The sequence below is a fragment of the Rhodococcus tukisamuensis NBRC 100609 genome, from assembly GCF_001894985.1.
In the GTDB taxonomy this organism is placed as follows: Bacteria; Actinomycetota; Actinomycetes; order Mycobacteriales; family Mycobacteriaceae; genus Rhodococcus_G; species Rhodococcus_G tukisamuensis.
On the sequence record NZ_BCXG01000047.1, the window covers coordinates 1 to 15,915 of the forward strand.

At 74.3% G+C, this 15,915-nt stretch carries 10 protein-coding genes; 6 read left to right on the forward strand and 4 right to left on the reverse strand.

Annotated features, from left to right (window positions below; genetic code table 11):
- Positions 1 to 1,213: Hsp70 family protein (locus tag RT2_RS24670; protein WP_169888577.1), on the reverse strand; the 1,213-nt coding region annotated here is incomplete at its 3' end.
- Positions 1,214 to 1,401: 188 nt separating this feature from the next.
- Between RT2_RS24670 and RT2_RS24675 the strand changes: the two genes are divergently transcribed.
- From RT2_RS24675 to RT2_RS24685, 3 genes are read left to right on the forward strand one after another with little or no spacing between them, the layout of a single operon-like run.
- The gene (locus tag RT2_RS24675; RefSeq protein ID WP_072847446.1) at positions 1,402 to 2,448 is read left to right on the forward strand and encodes a Dyp-type peroxidase; all 1,047 of its coding nucleotides are present in this window, start codon (positions 1,402 to 1,404) and stop codon (positions 2,446 to 2,448) included.
- Positions 2,445 to 3,248 carry a family 1 encapsulin nanocompartment shell protein gene (locus RT2_RS24680; protein WP_072847447.1) on the forward strand — a complete coding sequence of 268 codons (804 nt, stop codon included), beginning with the start codon at positions 2,445 to 2,447 and terminating at the stop codon, positions 3,246 to 3,248. The genes RT2_RS24675 and RT2_RS24680 overlap by 4 nt, the downstream gene beginning before the upstream one ends.
- Positions 3,249 to 3,288: 40 nt before the next feature.
- A complete protein-coding gene (locus tag RT2_RS24685) occupies positions 3,289 to 3,801 on the forward strand; it encodes a nitroreductase family deazaflavin-dependent oxidoreductase (protein ID WP_083577604.1) in 513 nt (170 codons plus the stop codon).
- Positions 3,802 to 3,807: 6 nt separating this feature from the next.
- On the opposite strand, the gene RT2_RS24690 is transcribed toward RT2_RS24685, so the two are convergent.
- From RT2_RS24690 to RT2_RS24700, 3 genes are all read right to left on the reverse strand, one after another.
- Positions 3,808 to 4,380 (reverse strand): NADPH-dependent FMN reductase, encoded by a 573-nt coding sequence (locus RT2_RS24690; RefSeq protein WP_072847452.1) that lies wholly within the window; start codon positions 4,378 to 4,380, stop codon positions 3,808 to 3,810.
- A 99-nt stretch (positions 4,381 to 4,479) separates the two neighbouring features.
- Positions 4,480 to 7,050 carry a LuxR C-terminal-related transcriptional regulator gene (locus RT2_RS24695; RefSeq protein WP_245709245.1) on the reverse strand — a complete coding sequence of 857 codons (2,571 nt, stop codon included), beginning with the start codon at positions 7,048 to 7,050 and terminating at the stop codon, positions 4,480 to 4,482.
- Between the two features lie 10 nt (positions 7,051 to 7,060).
- Positions 7,061 to 8,953: an Hsp70 family protein gene (locus RT2_RS24700; protein ID WP_083577605.1), complete on the reverse strand. Its 1,893-nt coding sequence runs from the start codon at positions 8,951 to 8,953 to the stop codon at positions 7,061 to 7,063.
- 278 nt (positions 8,954 to 9,231) lie between these two features.
- Here RT2_RS24700 and RT2_RS24705 point away from each other — a divergent pair, with 278 nt between their 5' ends.
- From RT2_RS24705 to RT2_RS24715, 3 genes are all read left to right on the forward strand, one after another.
- Complete coding sequence (locus tag RT2_RS24705) at positions 9,232 to 12,330, forward strand: IniB N-terminal domain-containing protein (protein ID WP_217635591.1); 3,099 nt, start codon at positions 9,232 to 9,234, stop codon at positions 12,328 to 12,330.
- 88 nt (positions 12,331 to 12,418) lie between these two features.
- Positions 12,419 to 14,338: a dynamin family protein gene (locus tag RT2_RS24710; protein ID WP_083577606.1), complete on the forward strand. Its 1,920-nt coding sequence runs from the start codon at positions 12,419 to 12,421 to the stop codon at positions 14,336 to 14,338.
- Positions 14,335 to 15,807: a dynamin family protein gene (locus RT2_RS24715; RefSeq protein WP_072847450.1), complete on the forward strand. Its 1,473-nt coding sequence runs from the start codon at positions 14,335 to 14,337 to the stop codon at positions 15,805 to 15,807. The genes RT2_RS24710 and RT2_RS24715 overlap by 4 nt, the downstream gene beginning before the upstream one ends.
- Positions 15,808 to 15,915 lie beyond the last annotated feature (108 nt).

The window sequence follows — 15,915 nt, forward strand, 5'->3', positions numbered from 1 at the left end:
CGGTGCTCAGTCCCGCGTCCGGCGTCACGACCGGGATGGAATCGGTGTCGGCGTCGCCGTCCAGGGGCGAGGCCGGGGCCGCGTCGCCGTCCAGGGCCGCGGCATCGGCGGCGAGCGCGACGCCTCCCACCGCGAGCGCGATGCCGCCGCTCGCGAGCAGCGCCGGGCCGGCGCCGCCGGCGAGGATCGCGGCGCCGTGCGCGACCGCCCGGCCGGGCTCCGGTGCGGAGACGGTCGGCAGGTCGAGGGTCTGCGCGGCGAGTTCGGCGACCAGCGGCATGGCCGAACCGCCACCGGTCAGCAGCACCGTCCGCACGCCGGCGGGTTCGAGTTCGTGGGCGCGGATGCTCTCCTCGACCATCGTCAGCGACCCGGCGACCTGGCCGCGGAGCATCTCGTCCAGTTCGGTCCGCGTCAGGGTGACGCTGGTGTGGGCGCCCCCGACCTCGACGGGCACGGCAGCGGTGTCCTGCGTCGACAGTTGTTCCCTGGCCTCGCGGCAGCGTTCGCGCAGCGTCGTCAGTTGCGCACGGGTCGCCGGATCGGCGGTGTCGACCGGCCCGAGATCGGCGGCGACGACGGAGAGCACGTGCTCGACGACGGTGCGGTCGAGGCTGTCGCCGCCGAACAGGGTGGTGTAGGTCGACGGCCGCAGCAGCCCGGCGTCTTCGCCGGTGCGGACCAGCGAGACGTCCAGGCCCGCCGAGCCGAGGTGGTACACCGCGACCACGGCGTCGCCGAGCGGGCCGTGCGCGGCCTCGAGCCAGGCCACGGCGGCCACCGCGTCGGGCATCAGCGTCACCGACGCCTGGCCGACGTGGTCGAGCGCCTCGCGCAGGGCGGCCACGGTGGCGGCGTCCCAGTGTGAGGGGTAGGTGGCGACCACCGGGAGGGCGGCATTGTTCGGGAAGTCGTCGGGGAACTCCGCGGTCGCGGCCAGCAGCAGGCCACTGACTGCCGTCGCGACGAGGTCTTCCGCGAGGTACGACGTTCCGTCGGGCGCGCTCAGCCCGGCCGGGTCGCCGACCCGTGAGGTGAACCGCGACAGCACGCCCTCGCGGTCGGCCGGTGCGCCGAGGACCGCCGCGTCCTCGCCGAGCAACAGGGTCGCTGCCCGCACCACGGCCGGTGGCTCGTCGAGCAGGTCGCCGCCCCGCTGCAGGATGGCGGTGGCCGTGGTGTCGCCCACCCGCAGCCCGAGACCCGCGGTCATGTCGTGTCTCCTCGTGTTCGGCGGCGGTTGCCGCTACTGGCGTTCACCTTAACCAGCCGATTGCCTCGGGCCGTCGCCACCAGGGTCGTCTGCTCTCCCTGCGGTGGCGCCGGTGGTGTCCTACCCTCAGGTGGAGTGCGCGCACAGGCGGGAAAACCGCAGCCCCGCCGCGAACTTCCGGGAGCACGATGAGCCGCCCCGAACCGCAACCCGTCCTCGAACCACTCAGCTCGGCCGCACTGTTCCTGGTGGTGGCGGCGGGTCCCTCGCGAGAGGACGCACGGCGGGTCCTGGAGGTGAGCGCGGACGTCGGATCGCTGGTCCGGGCGGTCGGTTTCCGTGAGTTGGCCGGCTCGCTGAAATGCGTCGTCGGCCTCGGCTCCGACCTGTGGGACCGGGCGGGTCCGCGGACCCGGCCGACGGGCCTGCATCCCTTCGTGCCGTTGCGGGGCGAGGTGCACAGCGCCCCGTCGACGCCCGGCGACGTGCTCTTCCACATCAAGGCGGCGCGCGCGGACCTCTGCTTCGAGCTGGGCCGGCTGATCGTCGACGCGCTCGGCGACGCGGCGACCGTCGTCGACGACGTCACCGGGTTCCGCTACTTCGACGCGCGCGACCTGCTCGGCTTCGTCGACGGCACGGAGAACCCCGTCGGCTCCGGTGCCGGGGCGGCGGCCCTCGTCGGTGCCGAGGACGAGGAGTTCGCCGGCGGCAGCTACGTGATCGTCCAGAAGTACCTGCACGACATGGCCGCCTGGCAGTCGCTCACCGTCGAGGACCAGGAGCGGGTGATCGGACGGACCAAGGTCGAGAACGTCGAACTCGCGGACACCGTGAAGCCGAGCAACTCGCACGTCGCGCTGAACACACTGGTCGACGCGGACGGCACCGAGCGGGAGATCCTGCGGGACAACATGCCCTTCGGCAGCCTCGGCGACGCCGAGTTCGGCACGTACTTCATCGGCTACGCCAAGGACCCTTCGGTCACCGAGGAGATGCTCCGCCACATGTTCCTCGGCGACCCGCCCGGCAACTACGACCGCATCCTCGACTTCTCCACTGCCGTGACCGGCACGCTCTTCTTCGCCCCCAGCCTGGACGTCCTGGAATCGCTCGGCGATCCCGAGACGCCCGGCGCTGCAACTGGAGACGACGCATCGTTGCCCGCCGGCGCCGAGTCCGACCGGTACGGAAAGTCCCTGCAGATCGGCGACCTCAAAGGAGTGGCGCAATGACTGATTCGAGCAACCTGCACCGTCGGCTGGCCCCGGTCACCGAGGCCGCGTGGGAGCAGATCGGCGAGGAGGCCGCCCGGACCTTCAAGCGGCACGTCGCCGGCCGGCGGGTGGTGGACGTGGTGGGCCCGCTCGGGTACGAGTACTCAGCGCACAACCTGGGCCGGGTGCGCCCGATCAGGTCCTCGGACAGTCGTATTCGCGCGCAGCAGCGCCAGGTGCACCCGCTGGTGGAGTTGCGGTTCCAGTTCACGCTCAGCCGCGCCGAGGTGGACGACGTGGCGCGGGGCTCGCTGGACTCGGACTGGCAGCCGGTGAAGGACGCGGCCAAGGCGATCGCCTTCGCCGAGGACCGCGCCGTGTTCGACGGATTCGAGGAGGCGGGCATCCGTGGGCTCGGGCCGTCGAGCAGCAACCCGGTGCTCGAGATGCCGGCGGACCCGCTGGCCGTCCCCGACGCGGTGGCGTCGGCGCTGTCGGCGCTGCGACTGGCCGGCGTCGAGGGACCGTACGCGGTGGTCCTCGACGCGGACGCGTACACCGCGGTGAGCGAGACCCGGGACGAGGGCCATCCGGTGTTCCACCACCTCAAGGACCTGGTGGCCGACGTCGTCTGGGCGCCGGCGGTGCAGGGCGGCTACGTGCTGTCGACCCGGGGCGGGGACAACCAGTTGACCCTCGGCGCGGACCTGTCGATCGGCTACGACAGTCACACCGACCGTGAGGTGACTCTCTACCTCGAGGAGTCGCTGACCTTCTCGTCGCTCACCTCGGAGGCGTCGGTCGTCCTGCGGCGGTGAGGGTCTCGTCTCGCAGCCCGCGGTGAACTATGTTGAAGCCGTGACTGCGTCGCAGAGTTTCCGGGACACCAATCCGTTCTACAAGGTGATGCGCGCCTCCGCGGGCACCGCGCCGATGGCGTGGTTCTACGCGCATACGCTGCACCACATCGACCGTCCGGTATTCCGGATGACCAACGGCCGACGCACCTTCACCAGCATGCTGACCGGGCTGCCGGTGGTAATGCTCACCACCACCGGGGCCAAGAGCGGGATTCGCCGCACCCTCCCACTGCTCGGTCTGCTCGACGGCGACCGGGTGGTGGTGATCGCGTCGAACTACGGCCAGCACGGGAACCCGGCGTGGTTCTACAACCTGCGCAAGAATCCCGAGTGCACCGTAGTGGTGTCCGGCGGAGCGCCGCGGCAGATGTACGCGTACGAGGCCGAGGGCGACGAGCGGGACCGGTTGTGGCGCCGTGGCCTCGAGATCTACCCGGGCTGGGCGGGCTACGAGAAGCGGGCCACCGACCGGCGGATCCCGGTGATGGTGCTTGCGCCCGCTCCTCGCTGAGGCGGGCTACGGCGCCGGTTTAGGGTTGACGCTGATCACCTTGCACACGAATTCCTCGTACAGTCGCAGCCACTTGTCGAGGAGCTCGGCGGTGGACTCGACGGTGACCTCGCCGTCCTCGGTGATCAAGCCGTCGTGGAACTGGATGTACGCCTCCGGCTGAGCCAGTTCCGGCGAGTTCACGAACGACAGCACGCTGCGCAGGTGCTGCTGCGCCACGGCGGTGCCGATGTGGCCCGGCGAGGTGCCGATCACCCCGGAAGGCTTGAGCGCGAACGAGTTCTGGCCCCACGGCCGAGAACCCCAGTCGATCGCGTTCTTCAGCGCGCCGGGGATGGAGCGGTTGTACTCGGGGGTGACGAAGATCAGCGCGTCCACGCTCGCGACGGCCGCCTTGAACGCCACGCCCACGGGCGGGTACTCGGCGTCGTAGTCGTGGTTGTAGAGCGGCAGGTCCCGGATCGGGATCTCCTGCATCGCCAGTCCGTCGGGGCTCCGGCGCACCAGTGCCGTCGCGAGCCTGCGGTTGATGGAGTTCTTCGAGAGACTGCCGACGAACACGCCAACCCTGTACGGCATCGGCTTCACCCTTCCGGTCACGCCCCTGGCAGGAGACCTCTTCGGATCGCGCACGTGCGGTTCCAAACGTAGTCCCGCGACGCGGACGGGGGAAGGCTCCTACCCGCCGTAACCCATGGCCCGCAGCATCGAGAGCATCTCGGCCCGGGTCGGGGCGTCGAGCCGGCGTCGGATCCGCGCCACGTGGTGCTCGACGGTCTTCGCGGAGATGAACAACCGCGCGCCGATGTCCCGGTAGGTCAGGCCCGTCACCAGCAGGCGCGCCACGTCCGACTCCCGCTCCGTCAGACCCCCGGTGGGCGCGGACTGGGCCGCGGTGCCCGCCGCGGGTGCGACGTCGGCGGGAATCGGCGCAGCCGGGCGCAACGACCGTGCCACCTGCAGCAGGGCGGTCGCGGCGGGGGTGTCGGTGGCGCGCAGCGCGGCCTCGCCGGCCAGCCGGGCGCCGTCCCAGGGCAGGCCGATCCCGGCCAGGGTGCGGGCGGACTGTTCCACCTCGGTCGCGTCGGTCTCGCCCTGCAGCACCCGCAGCCAGGCGCGGCCGGCGCGGGCCAGTCCGGCCGCGTAGGTGCTGGTCTCGGCGGCGACGCCGAGCGCGTGGGCGTGCGGCACCAGGTCGGCGGGTGTCTCGGCCAGGATGGCGGCCTGCACCCCGTACCAGTGCAGCGGCGAACCCCACAGCGGCGGCTCGCCGAGCCGCGTCAGCAGCTCGCGGGCCTGGTCCACCAGGTGCGCGACGCGGTGCAGTTCCCGCAGCCGGGCCGCGGCCAGCCACAGCTCGCCCAGCGGCAGCAGGCTCAGCAGGTCCACGCAGTGCTCGGCGACCACCGTCTGCGCCCGCTCCCAGGACTGGCGCAGTGCACCGACGTCGCCGGTGCGACGGGCCAGGCCCACCCGCAGCGCCGCGGCGAACAGCGCGTCGCGGGGGTTCAGGTCGTCGGACGAGACCGAGTTCAGTTCCTGCGCAGCGGAATCGAGGTCGCCATGGGTCATCGACACCCAGGCGAGCAGCAGCAGGTGCCGGGCCCGGCTCACCCCGCCCTCCGCGTCGGTGTCCAGCGCCCGCTGCAGCACCGCACGGGCCCGGTCGAGTTCACCGCAGTGCAGTGCCGCCAGGGCGGTGACCGCCGCACCGGTGTCCGGCAGGAAGGTGGTGCGTGATGCGTTGGCGCCCAGGGACAGCGCGCGGGTCAGGGTGTTCAGCGCGATCGCGGTGGACCCGTCGAGCGACTGCCGCAGGCCGTCCGCGAGCAGGGTCGCGGCGGCCGCACCCGACGTGGGCGGCACCGGGCTCGGTGGCGGGCCACCAGTTCCGTTGTCGGACAGCGCGATGCCGGACATGACGGACGCCGACTCGGGTCGGCCGGCGGCCAGCAGCACCATCGCCGCGACCGGGCGGTCAACCCCGGCGCGCGCCGGGCCGAGCCACTCGTACAGGTCGGCGCTGCGGGACACCATGCCCTGGTGCGCGGCGACGCTCGCCGCAATCCGCACCGCGGCCGCCAGTTCGGCGGCCGGAAGGTCCGCGGCGTGCTCGAGCCGGCCGTCCGCCAACCGGACCGCGGTGTCCAGGTCGCCGCCGAGTCCGGCCGCCTCCGCTCGGCGCAGCGCCAGGCGTGGGCCGTCGGCGCCGGCCCGCAGTGCGGACGCGTACAGCTCGGCGGCCCGACGGGGCGGGGCGAGTTCGGCTTGCTCGCACAGGAACTCGGCAAGGACAGGGTCCGTCACCCCCGCCTCGGCGAAGGCGCGGGCGGAGGGGAGGTCCAGCGTCCCCAGCGTGACCCGGGCCCGCAACGCCTCGGCCTGCAGCCCGGCCACCCGCTGGGCGCCGAGCAACGACCGCAGGGGTTCGTGCGCCGAGGCGAGCAGGGCGCCCGACGGCAGCACCAGCCCGCAGGCGCGGGTCCGGTCCACCAGGTCGCGGGCGGCGTCCGGCACGAGTTCGAGGGTTCGGCCGAGTTCCGCGGCGTCCAGCCCGGCGCCGGTGGTCGCGACGGCCAGGGCGGCCAGCAGGTCGGCGTCGAGCCCGCCGAGCACGTCGTGGTGGCAGTCCGTGACCGCCGCTGTCAGGGCCCGGTCTAGGCCGTCCCGGGTCAGGCCGCCGGCACGCAGGGGTGCGAGGGCAGCGTCGACGCAGCGGGGGAGCCCGCCACTGAGCCGGTGCACCAGCGCGACGACCTGCGGCGGCAGGCTCATGCCCAGCACCAGTTCCGCATGCGCAGCGGTGTCACGGGGCGAGAGGTGCCCCAGGGCAACGGTGCCGTCGAGGGTGGCGGACAGCGCGCGCAGTGCGTCGTTGGCGGGGCGAGGTTCGGCGGCGACGACGAGGGTGACGTTGGGGCGGGCGGCGACCTCGGTCAGGGCCGAGAGGCTGCGCGCGGCGAGCAGGTGGGCGTCGTCGACCAGCACCACCGAGCCCGGCGGCGGCGCGGCACCGTCGAACACCGCACCGCCGGGCGCGGCGCCACTGAAAACCATTGCGTCCGACGCCCCGTCGGCGGCGTCCCGGACCGCCGCGAGCAGCGCGGACTTCCCTGTGCCCGACGCGCCCCGCACCAGTCGGTGGGGGTGCCCGTGGCGCGCGTCGGCCAGCAGCGCCCGGGCGGCCGCCGACGCGGTCGCGGGGGTGGCCACGGAGCCGGATGCCAACACCTTTGCCTCGCTCCTCACCTGGTCCGGCCTACTCGCCGCCGACGACGGCGCCGAGGACGTTGCCGACGCCGTTGCCGAGGCCGCCCACCACCCCGCCGAGGCCGCCGACGACGCCGCCGAGTCCCTGGCCGACCCCGTCGACCACGGCGCCCGCGCCGTTGGCCACGCCGCCGACGCCGTTCACGACGCCGTTCGCGACGCCGGCGCCGCCGTCACCGGAGGGCCCCGGCGCAGGGGCGGGCGCGGGCGCCGGAGCCGGTGCGGGGGCCGGGGCCGGAGCGGGAGCGGGAGCCGGTGCGGGTGCGGGTGCGGGTGCGGGGGCGGGTGCGGGGGCACCCGGTGCGGGGGCCGGTGCCGGGGCGCCGGGCGCCGCGGGGGCACCCGGCGTTGCGGGGGCCGCGTTGTCGGTGGTTGCCGAACCGCCCGTCCGCCCGGCCAGCGGGAGGTTGGCGTTGGTCGCGCCCGCGGCCCCGGACAGACCGGAGACGGCCGCGTCGGCCACCGGGACGGCGGCGGGGGTGCCATCCGGGTTGACGGCCACCGCCACCCCGGCCGGCGCGGGCTTGTTCCGGGTGCTGTGGTCGGTGACCGCGGTGTTCGCCGGTGCCGGAGTCCCGGTGCCGAACGGGGTGCCGAGGGAGAGTCCGCCCGCGGCCAACAGCGCGACCGCGGCCACGGCGGCGCCCACCACGGCGGCCTTCTTCGGGGCGGTCAACCCGGCGCCGTGACGCCGCCGCGGGACGGGAGCCGCGGAGACCCGAGGCGGGGCCACGACCGCGCTGGTCGTGGCGAGGGCGACGGTGCCGAGCGGGGCGGTGGCCGTGTCCTCGTCGGTCGCGGCTGCCACCACCGCGGGTGCGGCGACGGCGGCAGCGGCCAGGGCGGTGCCGAGGATCGCCGCCCCCTTCGCCGCGGTCTGGGCCGGGTCGACGTCCGCGACGACGGGCAGGCGCAGGTCCGCGGACAGCAGTTCGGCGACCAGCGGGATGGCCGCGCTGCCGCCGGTGAGCAGCACCGCGCTCACGTCGGAGGTCTCGACGCCCGCGCTGCGCAACGATTCGCGAACCAGTTCCAGCGACTCGCCCAGCGGCCCGCGGATCAGGTCCTCGAGCTCCTCGCGCACCAGCCGGACGTCGCGTCGGGTGCCCGGCAGGTCGACGGCGATCACCGTCTCGGTGTCCGAGGACAACGCCTCCTTCGCCCGCCGGCAGCGCGCCCGCAGCTCGGCCAGCGCGGTCACCGTGTCGGGGTTCATCGGGTCGAGCTCGGTGGGGTCGTCGACGGCGCCGTCCATGACGTAGCGCAGCGTCAGATGGTCGAACTCGGCGCCGGAGATGTCCTCGGTCCGCAGCGCGCGGCCGAGGATCCGGGGCCGGTCGCCGCCGCCGACCAGCGTCACGTCGAGGCCACTGCCACCGAGGTCGTAGACCAGCACCGGCCCGTCGTCGACGGACGGCCGGTTCCGGCGCAGCCACGTGACCGCAGCCTCGGGCTCGGAGACCAGGGTGACGTCGGGCAGGCCGGCGCGGTCGAGTGCGCGGCGCAGCGCGTCGACCGGGTAGTCGTGCCACACCGCGGGGTGGGCCGCGACCACGGTCGTCGGTTCGTCGAGCGTCGTGGTCGCGACGTCGACGAGGCCGCGCATGGCGGCGGCGACGAGGTCCTCGCCGGTGTGCGTCGACCCGTCCTCGGCGACCAGAGCGACGGGGTCGCCGACGCGGGAGGCGAAGCCGGACACGGTGACGCCCGGGCAGGGTGACTCGCCCGGCGCGGTCAGCGCCAGCACGGGCGACGACCCGTCGGCGGGCAGCGTCAACGTCGAGTCCGTGGCGATCGTGGTCCGCCCGCCGGCGATCGCCACATCGTCGGTCGCGGCGACCGAACCGACGGAGCCAACCGTGAGGCCGAGTCCTACCGACATCGTCATTCTCCTGTGCTCGCAGATGCGGTGAATTGGGAACCGCTGTCTATGTCACTGTCGTCGCGCGGACCGGTTCTGTTACCGGATTTCACCCCGAATCCGCAGATGAGGGGCATTTCCCCTATGCGCGGGAGATCCCCTATTCCCCCTACCCCGGGGCGTCGGCGGAGACGGGGGGAGTTCGCCCCGTTGGGCCGGGCGTCCGGGGTCCATAGCGTCGAGTGCATTGAACTTTCGTGGGTGCACTGCCGGCCCGCGCCGACCACCAGGAGACCGACATGGCCACCAACGCGCTTCTCGACTTCATCCTCAGCCTGCTGCGCGACGACGAGGCCCGTGCGGCGTACTGCGCCAACCCGGACGGCGTGCTCGCGGCGGCCGGGCTCGGCGGCGTCTGCCAGGCGGACATCGCGGCGGTGGCTCCGATGGTCGCCGAGTCGGGGCTGTTCGCCGGCGGCGGCGGCGCGCTGACCAGCATCCTGGGCGCGGGCCTCGGCGCAGCCGGTGACGCCGGCCTGGGCGCGGGTCTCGGTGGTGGGCTCGGCGCGGGACTCGGCGGCGGTCTCGGTGGCGGACTCGGTGGCGGGTTGGGCCTGGGCGCCGGTGCCGGTCTCGGGCTGGGCGCGGGTCTGGGCGGCGGCATCGGCGGCGACTTCGACTTCGACTTCGGCGGCGAGGTCGGCGCGGCCCTGAGCGCCGCGCTGCAGGCGGCCCTGGAGATCGGCGGCACGATCGGTGCGGAGCTCGGGGCGGCACTGGGCGCCGCGCTGCACGCCGCGGTCGGCACCGGCCTCGACCTCGGCGGACTGCTCGACCTCGGCGGCGCCCTCGACCTCGGCGGCGCGATCAGCGCGGCGCTCGGCGGTGCGGTCGGCGTCGGCGGCGAGGTGGTCGCGGACCTCGGCCTGGCCCTCGGCGCGGCGCTCGGCGGCATCACCGACATCGACCTCGGCGGGCTGGCCGACCTGGGCGGCGCCCTGGACCTGGGCGCGGTGCTCGGCGCGGCCCTGGGGGTCGGCGGATCGCTCGGCGCCGACCTCGGTGCGGCACTGGGCGGCGTGCTCGGCGCCGCTGTCGGCGCGGGCGGCAGCCTGGGCGCGGACCTCGCGGCGGCGCTCGGCGGCGGCCTGGACCTCGGTGCCGGACTCGGCGCGGCCCTCGGCGGTGCCCTCGGGATCGGTGGCGACCTGACCGGGACGCTGGGCGGCGCCCTCGACGCGGCCCTCGGTGCGGGCGGACTGCTCGACGTCGACCTGGCCGGACTGCTCGGCGGCGGCCTGGACGCCGGTCTCGGTGGACTCGTCGACCTCGGCGGCACCCTGACGGGCGGTCTCGCGGGCGGCCTGGCCGGGGACCTGAGCGCCGCGCTCAGCGCGGCCCTCGGCGGTGCCCTCGGGGCCGGCGGCAGCATCGGCACGGACCTCGGCGGCGCCCTCGGTGGCGTGCTGGGCGGACTCGTGGACACCGGCCTCGACCTGGATGCGGGACTGGGTCTCGGTGCCGGACTGGCCGGGGCGCTGGGCGGCGCCCTCGGCGTCGGCGGTGACCTCACCGCGGGCCTGGGCACCGCCCTGGACGCGGCGCTCGGTGCCGGTGGCCTGGCGGATCTCGACCTCGGCGCGCTGCTCGGCGGCGGCGTGGACCTCGGCGCGACGTTGAGCACGGTGCTCGGTGGCGCGCTCGGCGTCGGCGGCAGCATCGGCACGGACGTCGGTGCCGCGCTGGGCGGCGTGCTCGGTGGCGTGCTCGGCGCGGAGGGCGGCCTCGGCGGCGCGCTCGAGGCGGCCCTGGGTGGGGGCCTCGACCTCGGTGGCGCGCTGGGCGGCGTGCTCGGCGGCGCCCTCGATCTCGACGGCGGACTGGCCGCGGGCCTCGGCGCCGCGCTGGAGGGCGCGCTCGGCGCGGGCGGACTGACGGGCCTCGACCTCGGTGGGCTGCTCGGCGGTGAACTGGCCGGCGGTCTCGGCGGGGCACTCGGCGGCGACCTGGCCGGTGACCTCAGTGCGGCCCTGAGCGCCGCCCTCGGTGCGGACGGCGGCGTCGGCGGCGAACTTGGCGCGGCACTGGGCACCGCACTGGACGGACTGGTCGGCGGCGGCCTCGACCTCGGTGGGCTGCTCGACCTGGAGGGCGGTCTCGGCGGAGCGGTGAGCTCCGCGCTCGGTGGTGCGCTCGGCGTCGACGGCGGGCTCACCGCGGGCCTCGGGGCCGCGCTGGACACCGCCCTGGGCGTCGCGGACCTGGACCTCGGTGCGGGCGCCGGGCTCGGCGGGGTGCTGGAGAGCGCCTTCGGGGTCGGCGGCGAGATCGGGTCGGACCTGGGTGCCGCGCTCGGCGGAGTGCTCGGCGCCGGACTGGGCGGCGAGGTGGGCGGCGGACTCGGCGTCGACGCCGGTCTGGGGCTGGGCCTGGGCACCGCGCTCGGCGGCGCGCTCGGCGTGGGCGGAGAGGCCGGGGCCTCGCTGGGCACCGCGCTCGAGTCGGCGCTCGGCGTCGGCGGTTCCGCGACCGGTGCACTGGACGGACTGCTCGGTGCGGGCGCCGGAATCGGCGGACTCCTGGATTTGGGCGGCGACGTCACCGGTGGCCTGACCGGCGGCGTGGACTCCGCGCTCGGCGGCCTGCTCGGTGCGGGTGCCGATGTCGGCGGCGACCTCAGCACGACCCTCGACGGCGCCGCGAGCGGCGGACTCGACGGTGTGGCTGACCTCGGTGCGGGCCTGGCCGGCGGCCTCGACACGGCGGCCGGCCTCGGCGCGGGCCTGACGAGCGGACTGACGGGCGGTCTCGGCGGCCTGGTCGACGCGGGTGCCGGGCTCGGCACCGACCTGTCCGGCACCGTCCACTCGGCGGTCGACGCCGGGGCCGGCCTGAGCGGCGCGGTCTCGGGCGTCACCGACGCGGGCGCCGGCCTGACCGGTGCGGTGTCCGGGCTGGCGGACGCGGGAGCGGGCCTGACCGGCGCGGTCTCCGGCATTGCGGGTGCCGGCGCGGGACTGACGTCCGGGCTCGACGCGGTGGCGAACCTCGGCGGCGGAATCGGCGGCGGCGTCGCCGGTGGTGCGAGTGCCGGTGGTGCGGTCGGCGGCGGCACGGACCTGGTAGGCGGGCTCACCTCGGGCCTGACCGGCGCGGTCTCCTCGGTCGGTCACGGCGTCGGCGACGTCACGGGCGCGGCCGGCGGCAATGCCTGGTCGGCGGTCGACGCCTCGAACGCGTTCGGCAGCGAGACCGTCACGACGCACGACGCCGGCCTGTTCGCCGACGGGACCGGCGCGGCGGGCGGCAGCCTCTTCGGCGACCAGCATCTCGACGCCGCGACCGAGACGCACACCGGCGCGGACGCCGCGGGCCACACGGATCTGCTGCACCCGTAGATCACGGCGATTTTGTAACGAAACCAGCCCCGCACCCGCTATGCCGAGTGCGGGGCTGGTCTTCGCGGAGAGATAGTGGGTCGGGTTCATGCACAACGCATCTGGAGTGGCTGCCGCGCAGACAACGGGAGACCGGGGGTCGGCGTCGCCGACGACCACGGCGCAGCGGCGGGAGGCGGCCGGTGCGGAGCAGGTCGCACTGCTCGAACGCGCCGGGCGGGTCGCCGCGGCGGCGGAGCGGGCCGACCTCGTCGCCCGCCTGGACGCCGCCACCCGGCGGGTGCTCGACCCGCGGATGCGCATCGTCGTGGTCGGCCCGCTCAAGCAGGGCAAGAGCCAGCTGGTCAACTCGCTGCTGAACCTGAACGTCTGCACCGTCGGCGACGACGAGACCACCGCGGTGCCCACCGTCGTGCAGAACGCCGAGACCGCTTTCGCGGAGCTGGTGCTGGCGGAGCCCGGCTCCGAGCCGGTCCGGGTGGCCCTGCCCCTCGACGACCTGGGCCACGTCACCCCGACGTCCCCGCTGGCCGGCGGTCGTGAGGTGCTGCGGGTGGAGGTCAACGTGCCCAGCCCGCTGCTCGCCGACGGGTTGGTGCTGGTGGACACGCCCGGCGTCGGCGGCCACGGGAACCCGCATGCCGCGAGCACCCTGGGCCTGCTGCCGGCGGCGGACGCGGTGCTGGTGCTCTCGGACGCCAGCCAGGAGTTCACCGAACCGGAACTCGCCTTCGTCCGTCAGGTGCAGGGCCTGTGTCCCGCGGTGGCCTGCCTGATCAGCAAGACCGACCTGTACCCGCACTGGCGCGAGATCGTCGAGGCCGACCGCGGTCACCTCGAGCGTGAGGGCCTGCGGGTGCCGCTGATCCCGGTGTCGTCCGCGCTGCGGTCGCACGCGCTGCGACTCGAGGACGTGGAACTGAACGAGGAGTCCGGCTTCGCCGCGCTCTACGACTTCCTCCGCGACGCGGTGGTGGCCCGTGCCGACGCGACGACCCGACGAGCCGTCGCCCTCGACGTGCACTCGGTGTCCGAGCACCTCACCCTCGCGTTGGGCAGCGAACTGGCCGCACTGCGTGACCCGGCCAAGGGCGCCGCCGCCGTCGCGGAACTGCAGAAGGCCAAGGTGTCGGCCGAGGAACTGCACAAGCGCACCTCGCTGTGGCAGCAGACCCTCTCCGACGGCGTCACCGACCTGGCCGCCGACATCGACCACGACCTGCGGGACCGGCTGCGCCGCGTGACCCGGGAGGCGGAGCAGGCCGTCGACGAGGGCGACCCGGGCAAGGACTGGGCCCAGCTGGGGGAGTGGCTCGAGCAGCAGGTGGCCACCTCGATCGGCGACAACTTCGTCTGGGCGCACGACCGCGCGGTGTGGCTGGCGGAGGTGGTGGCCGAGCATTTCGCGGAGGCCGGGGCGGTCGCCCTGCCGCACCTGGATGTCGCAGACCTGGACGGTGTCCTCGAGCCCGTCGGGTCGCTGGCGGAGCTCGAGTCCGGACGCATCGGCATCACCCAGAAGGTGCTGGTGGGTATGCGCGGCTCCTACGGCGGGGTGCTGATGTTCGGGCTCATCACCACCCTGATGGGGATGGCGCTGGTGAACCCGATCTCCGTCGGTGCGGGCCTGCTGCTCGGCACCAAGGCGTACCGGGAGGACAAGGAGAGCCGCGTTCTCAAACGCCGCGGGGAGGCGAAGGTCGCGATCCGGCGTTTCGTCGACGACGTCAGCTTCCAGATCGGCAAGGAGTCGAAGGATCGGCTGCGGCTGATCCAGCGGCTGCTGCGCGACCACTTCACCGCGATCGCCGAGCAGACGCTGCGGTCGTTGAACGACTCGCTCCGCGCCGCGCAGGAGGCGGCGAACCTGGCCTCGGCCGAGCGCGCCGAGCGGGCCGCGCAGATCGAGGCGCAGATGCGCGAACTCGCGGAGCTCAAGGAGGCGGCCGGCCGGCTGCTGCCCGCCGACGAGTCGGCCGACGACGTCACCACGGGCCCGGCCGCGTGAGCGCCGGTGCACTGCCCCGGGCGCGCGGGCTCATCGGCGCGGCGCGTGGGGTGTACTCGGCGGAGCCCGGGGTGCGGGCGCAGCTGGACGAGTGCGCACAGCGGATCGATGAGCCGCTGCGGGTGGCGCTCGCCGGATCGCTCAAGGCCGGAAAGTCGACGCTGCTGAACTCTCTGGTCGGGCAGGACATCGCACCGACCGACGCGACCGAGTGCACACGCGTCGTCACCTGGTACCGCAGCGGCGCCACGCCCACCGTCACCGCCTGGTACGACGGCGACCGGTCCGCGAACGTCCCGGTGCAGCGACGGGACGGCAGCCTCACCTTCGACCTGGGGAGGCTGACTGCGTCGGACGTGGACCGGCTGGACGTGGAGTGGCCGGCGACGGCGCTGCAGCACACCACCATCATCGACACCCCCGGTACCTCGTCGCTCTCGCGCGACGTCTCGGCGCGGACCCTGCAGATGCTCACCCCGGAGAACTCGGCTTCCGGGGCGGACGCGGTGGTGTACCTGCTGCGCACCCTGAACGCGACCGACGTCCAGTTCCTCGGGCAGATCGGCGCGCACGTGGGCGGCGAGTCGGGCCCGCTGGGTGTGGTGGGGGTGGTCTCGCGTGCCGACGAGGTGGGTGCGGGCCGGCTCGACGCGATGATGTCCGCGAAGGAGGTCGCGTCCCGGTTCGCGACCGAACTGGAGCGGACCGGGTTGTGTCAGGCCGTGGTCCCGGTCGCCGGGTTGCTCGCGCTGGGTGCGCGGACGCTCCGGCAGAGCGAGTACGAGGCGTTCCGGGCGCTGAGCGAGGTGCCGACCGAGGACCTGCAGTTGGCGATGCTCTCGGCGGACCGCTTTGCCAGGGCGGACAGCCCGCTGCCGGTGGACGCGGCGACCCGGGCGCAGCTGGCGCACCGGTTCGGTCTGTTCGGCATCCGGCTGGCGGTCGCACTCATCACGCTGGGTACCTCCGACTCTCCGACCCTGGCGGCCGAGTTGGTCGAACGCAGTGGACTCAACGAGCTGCGCCAGGTGATCGACGTGCAGTTCGGCCAGCGTGCGGACCAGCTCAAGGCGCACTCTGCTCTCCTCGCATTGGAACGGGTGCTGGCCGTGGACCCGGGGGCAGAGGCGGCAGGGCTGCTCGCAGAGACAAGGAGGGCCCTGTCCGACGTGCACGGGTTCCAGGAGATCCGGCTGCTCGGCCGGCTGCGTTCCACCGCGACCTCGCTGCCGGGCGAGGACGCAGCCCGGCTGCAGCGCCTGGTCGGCGGATCGGGCGTCGCGGACGTCGAGCGGCTCGGCCTGGAACGCGACGCCTCGCTCGCGCAGCAACGGGACGAGGCCCTGGCCGAGGTGCGGCGCTGGCGGGCCTGGGCGGGACATCCGATGGTGGATCAGTTCACCGCGAGGGCCTGCTCGGTCGCCGCACGTAGTGCAGAAGGCGTGTTGGCACGTCTGAGTGCGAACTGAGCCGGAAAACGTGGGGTGAATGCCGCCCAAACGAACGGTTTTTACGGCTTACAGACCTTTGACCAGGCGATTTGGTACTTCTCCTCCACGTCCCGTAACTTATTCCAA

What these genes read in the sequence shown, in the direction of transcription:
- RT2_RS24675 (WP_072847446.1), top strand. Translation starts at nt 1,402, where the DNA reads ATGAGCCGCCCCGAACCGCAACCCGTCCTCGAACCACTCAGCTCGGCC.
- RT2_RS24680 (WP_072847447.1), top strand. Translation starts at nt 2,445, where the DNA reads ATGACTGATTCGAGCAACCTGCACCGTCGGCTGGCCCCGGTCACCGAG.
- RT2_RS24690 (WP_072847452.1), bottom strand. Translation starts at nt 4,380, where the DNA reads ATGCCGTACAGGGTTGGCGTGTTCGTCGGCAGTCTCTCGAAGAACTCC.
- RT2_RS24700 (WP_083577605.1), bottom strand. Translation starts at nt 8,953, where the DNA reads ATGTCGGTAGGACTCGGCCTCACGGTTGGCTCCGTCGGTTCGGTCGCC.
- RT2_RS24705 (WP_217635591.1), top strand. Translation starts at nt 9,232, where the DNA reads ATGGCCACCAACGCGCTTCTCGACTTCATCCTCAGCCTGCTGCGCGAC.
- RT2_RS24710 (WP_083577606.1), top strand. Translation starts at nt 12,419, where the DNA reads ATGCACAACGCATCTGGAGTGGCTGCCGCGCAGACAACGGGAGACCGG.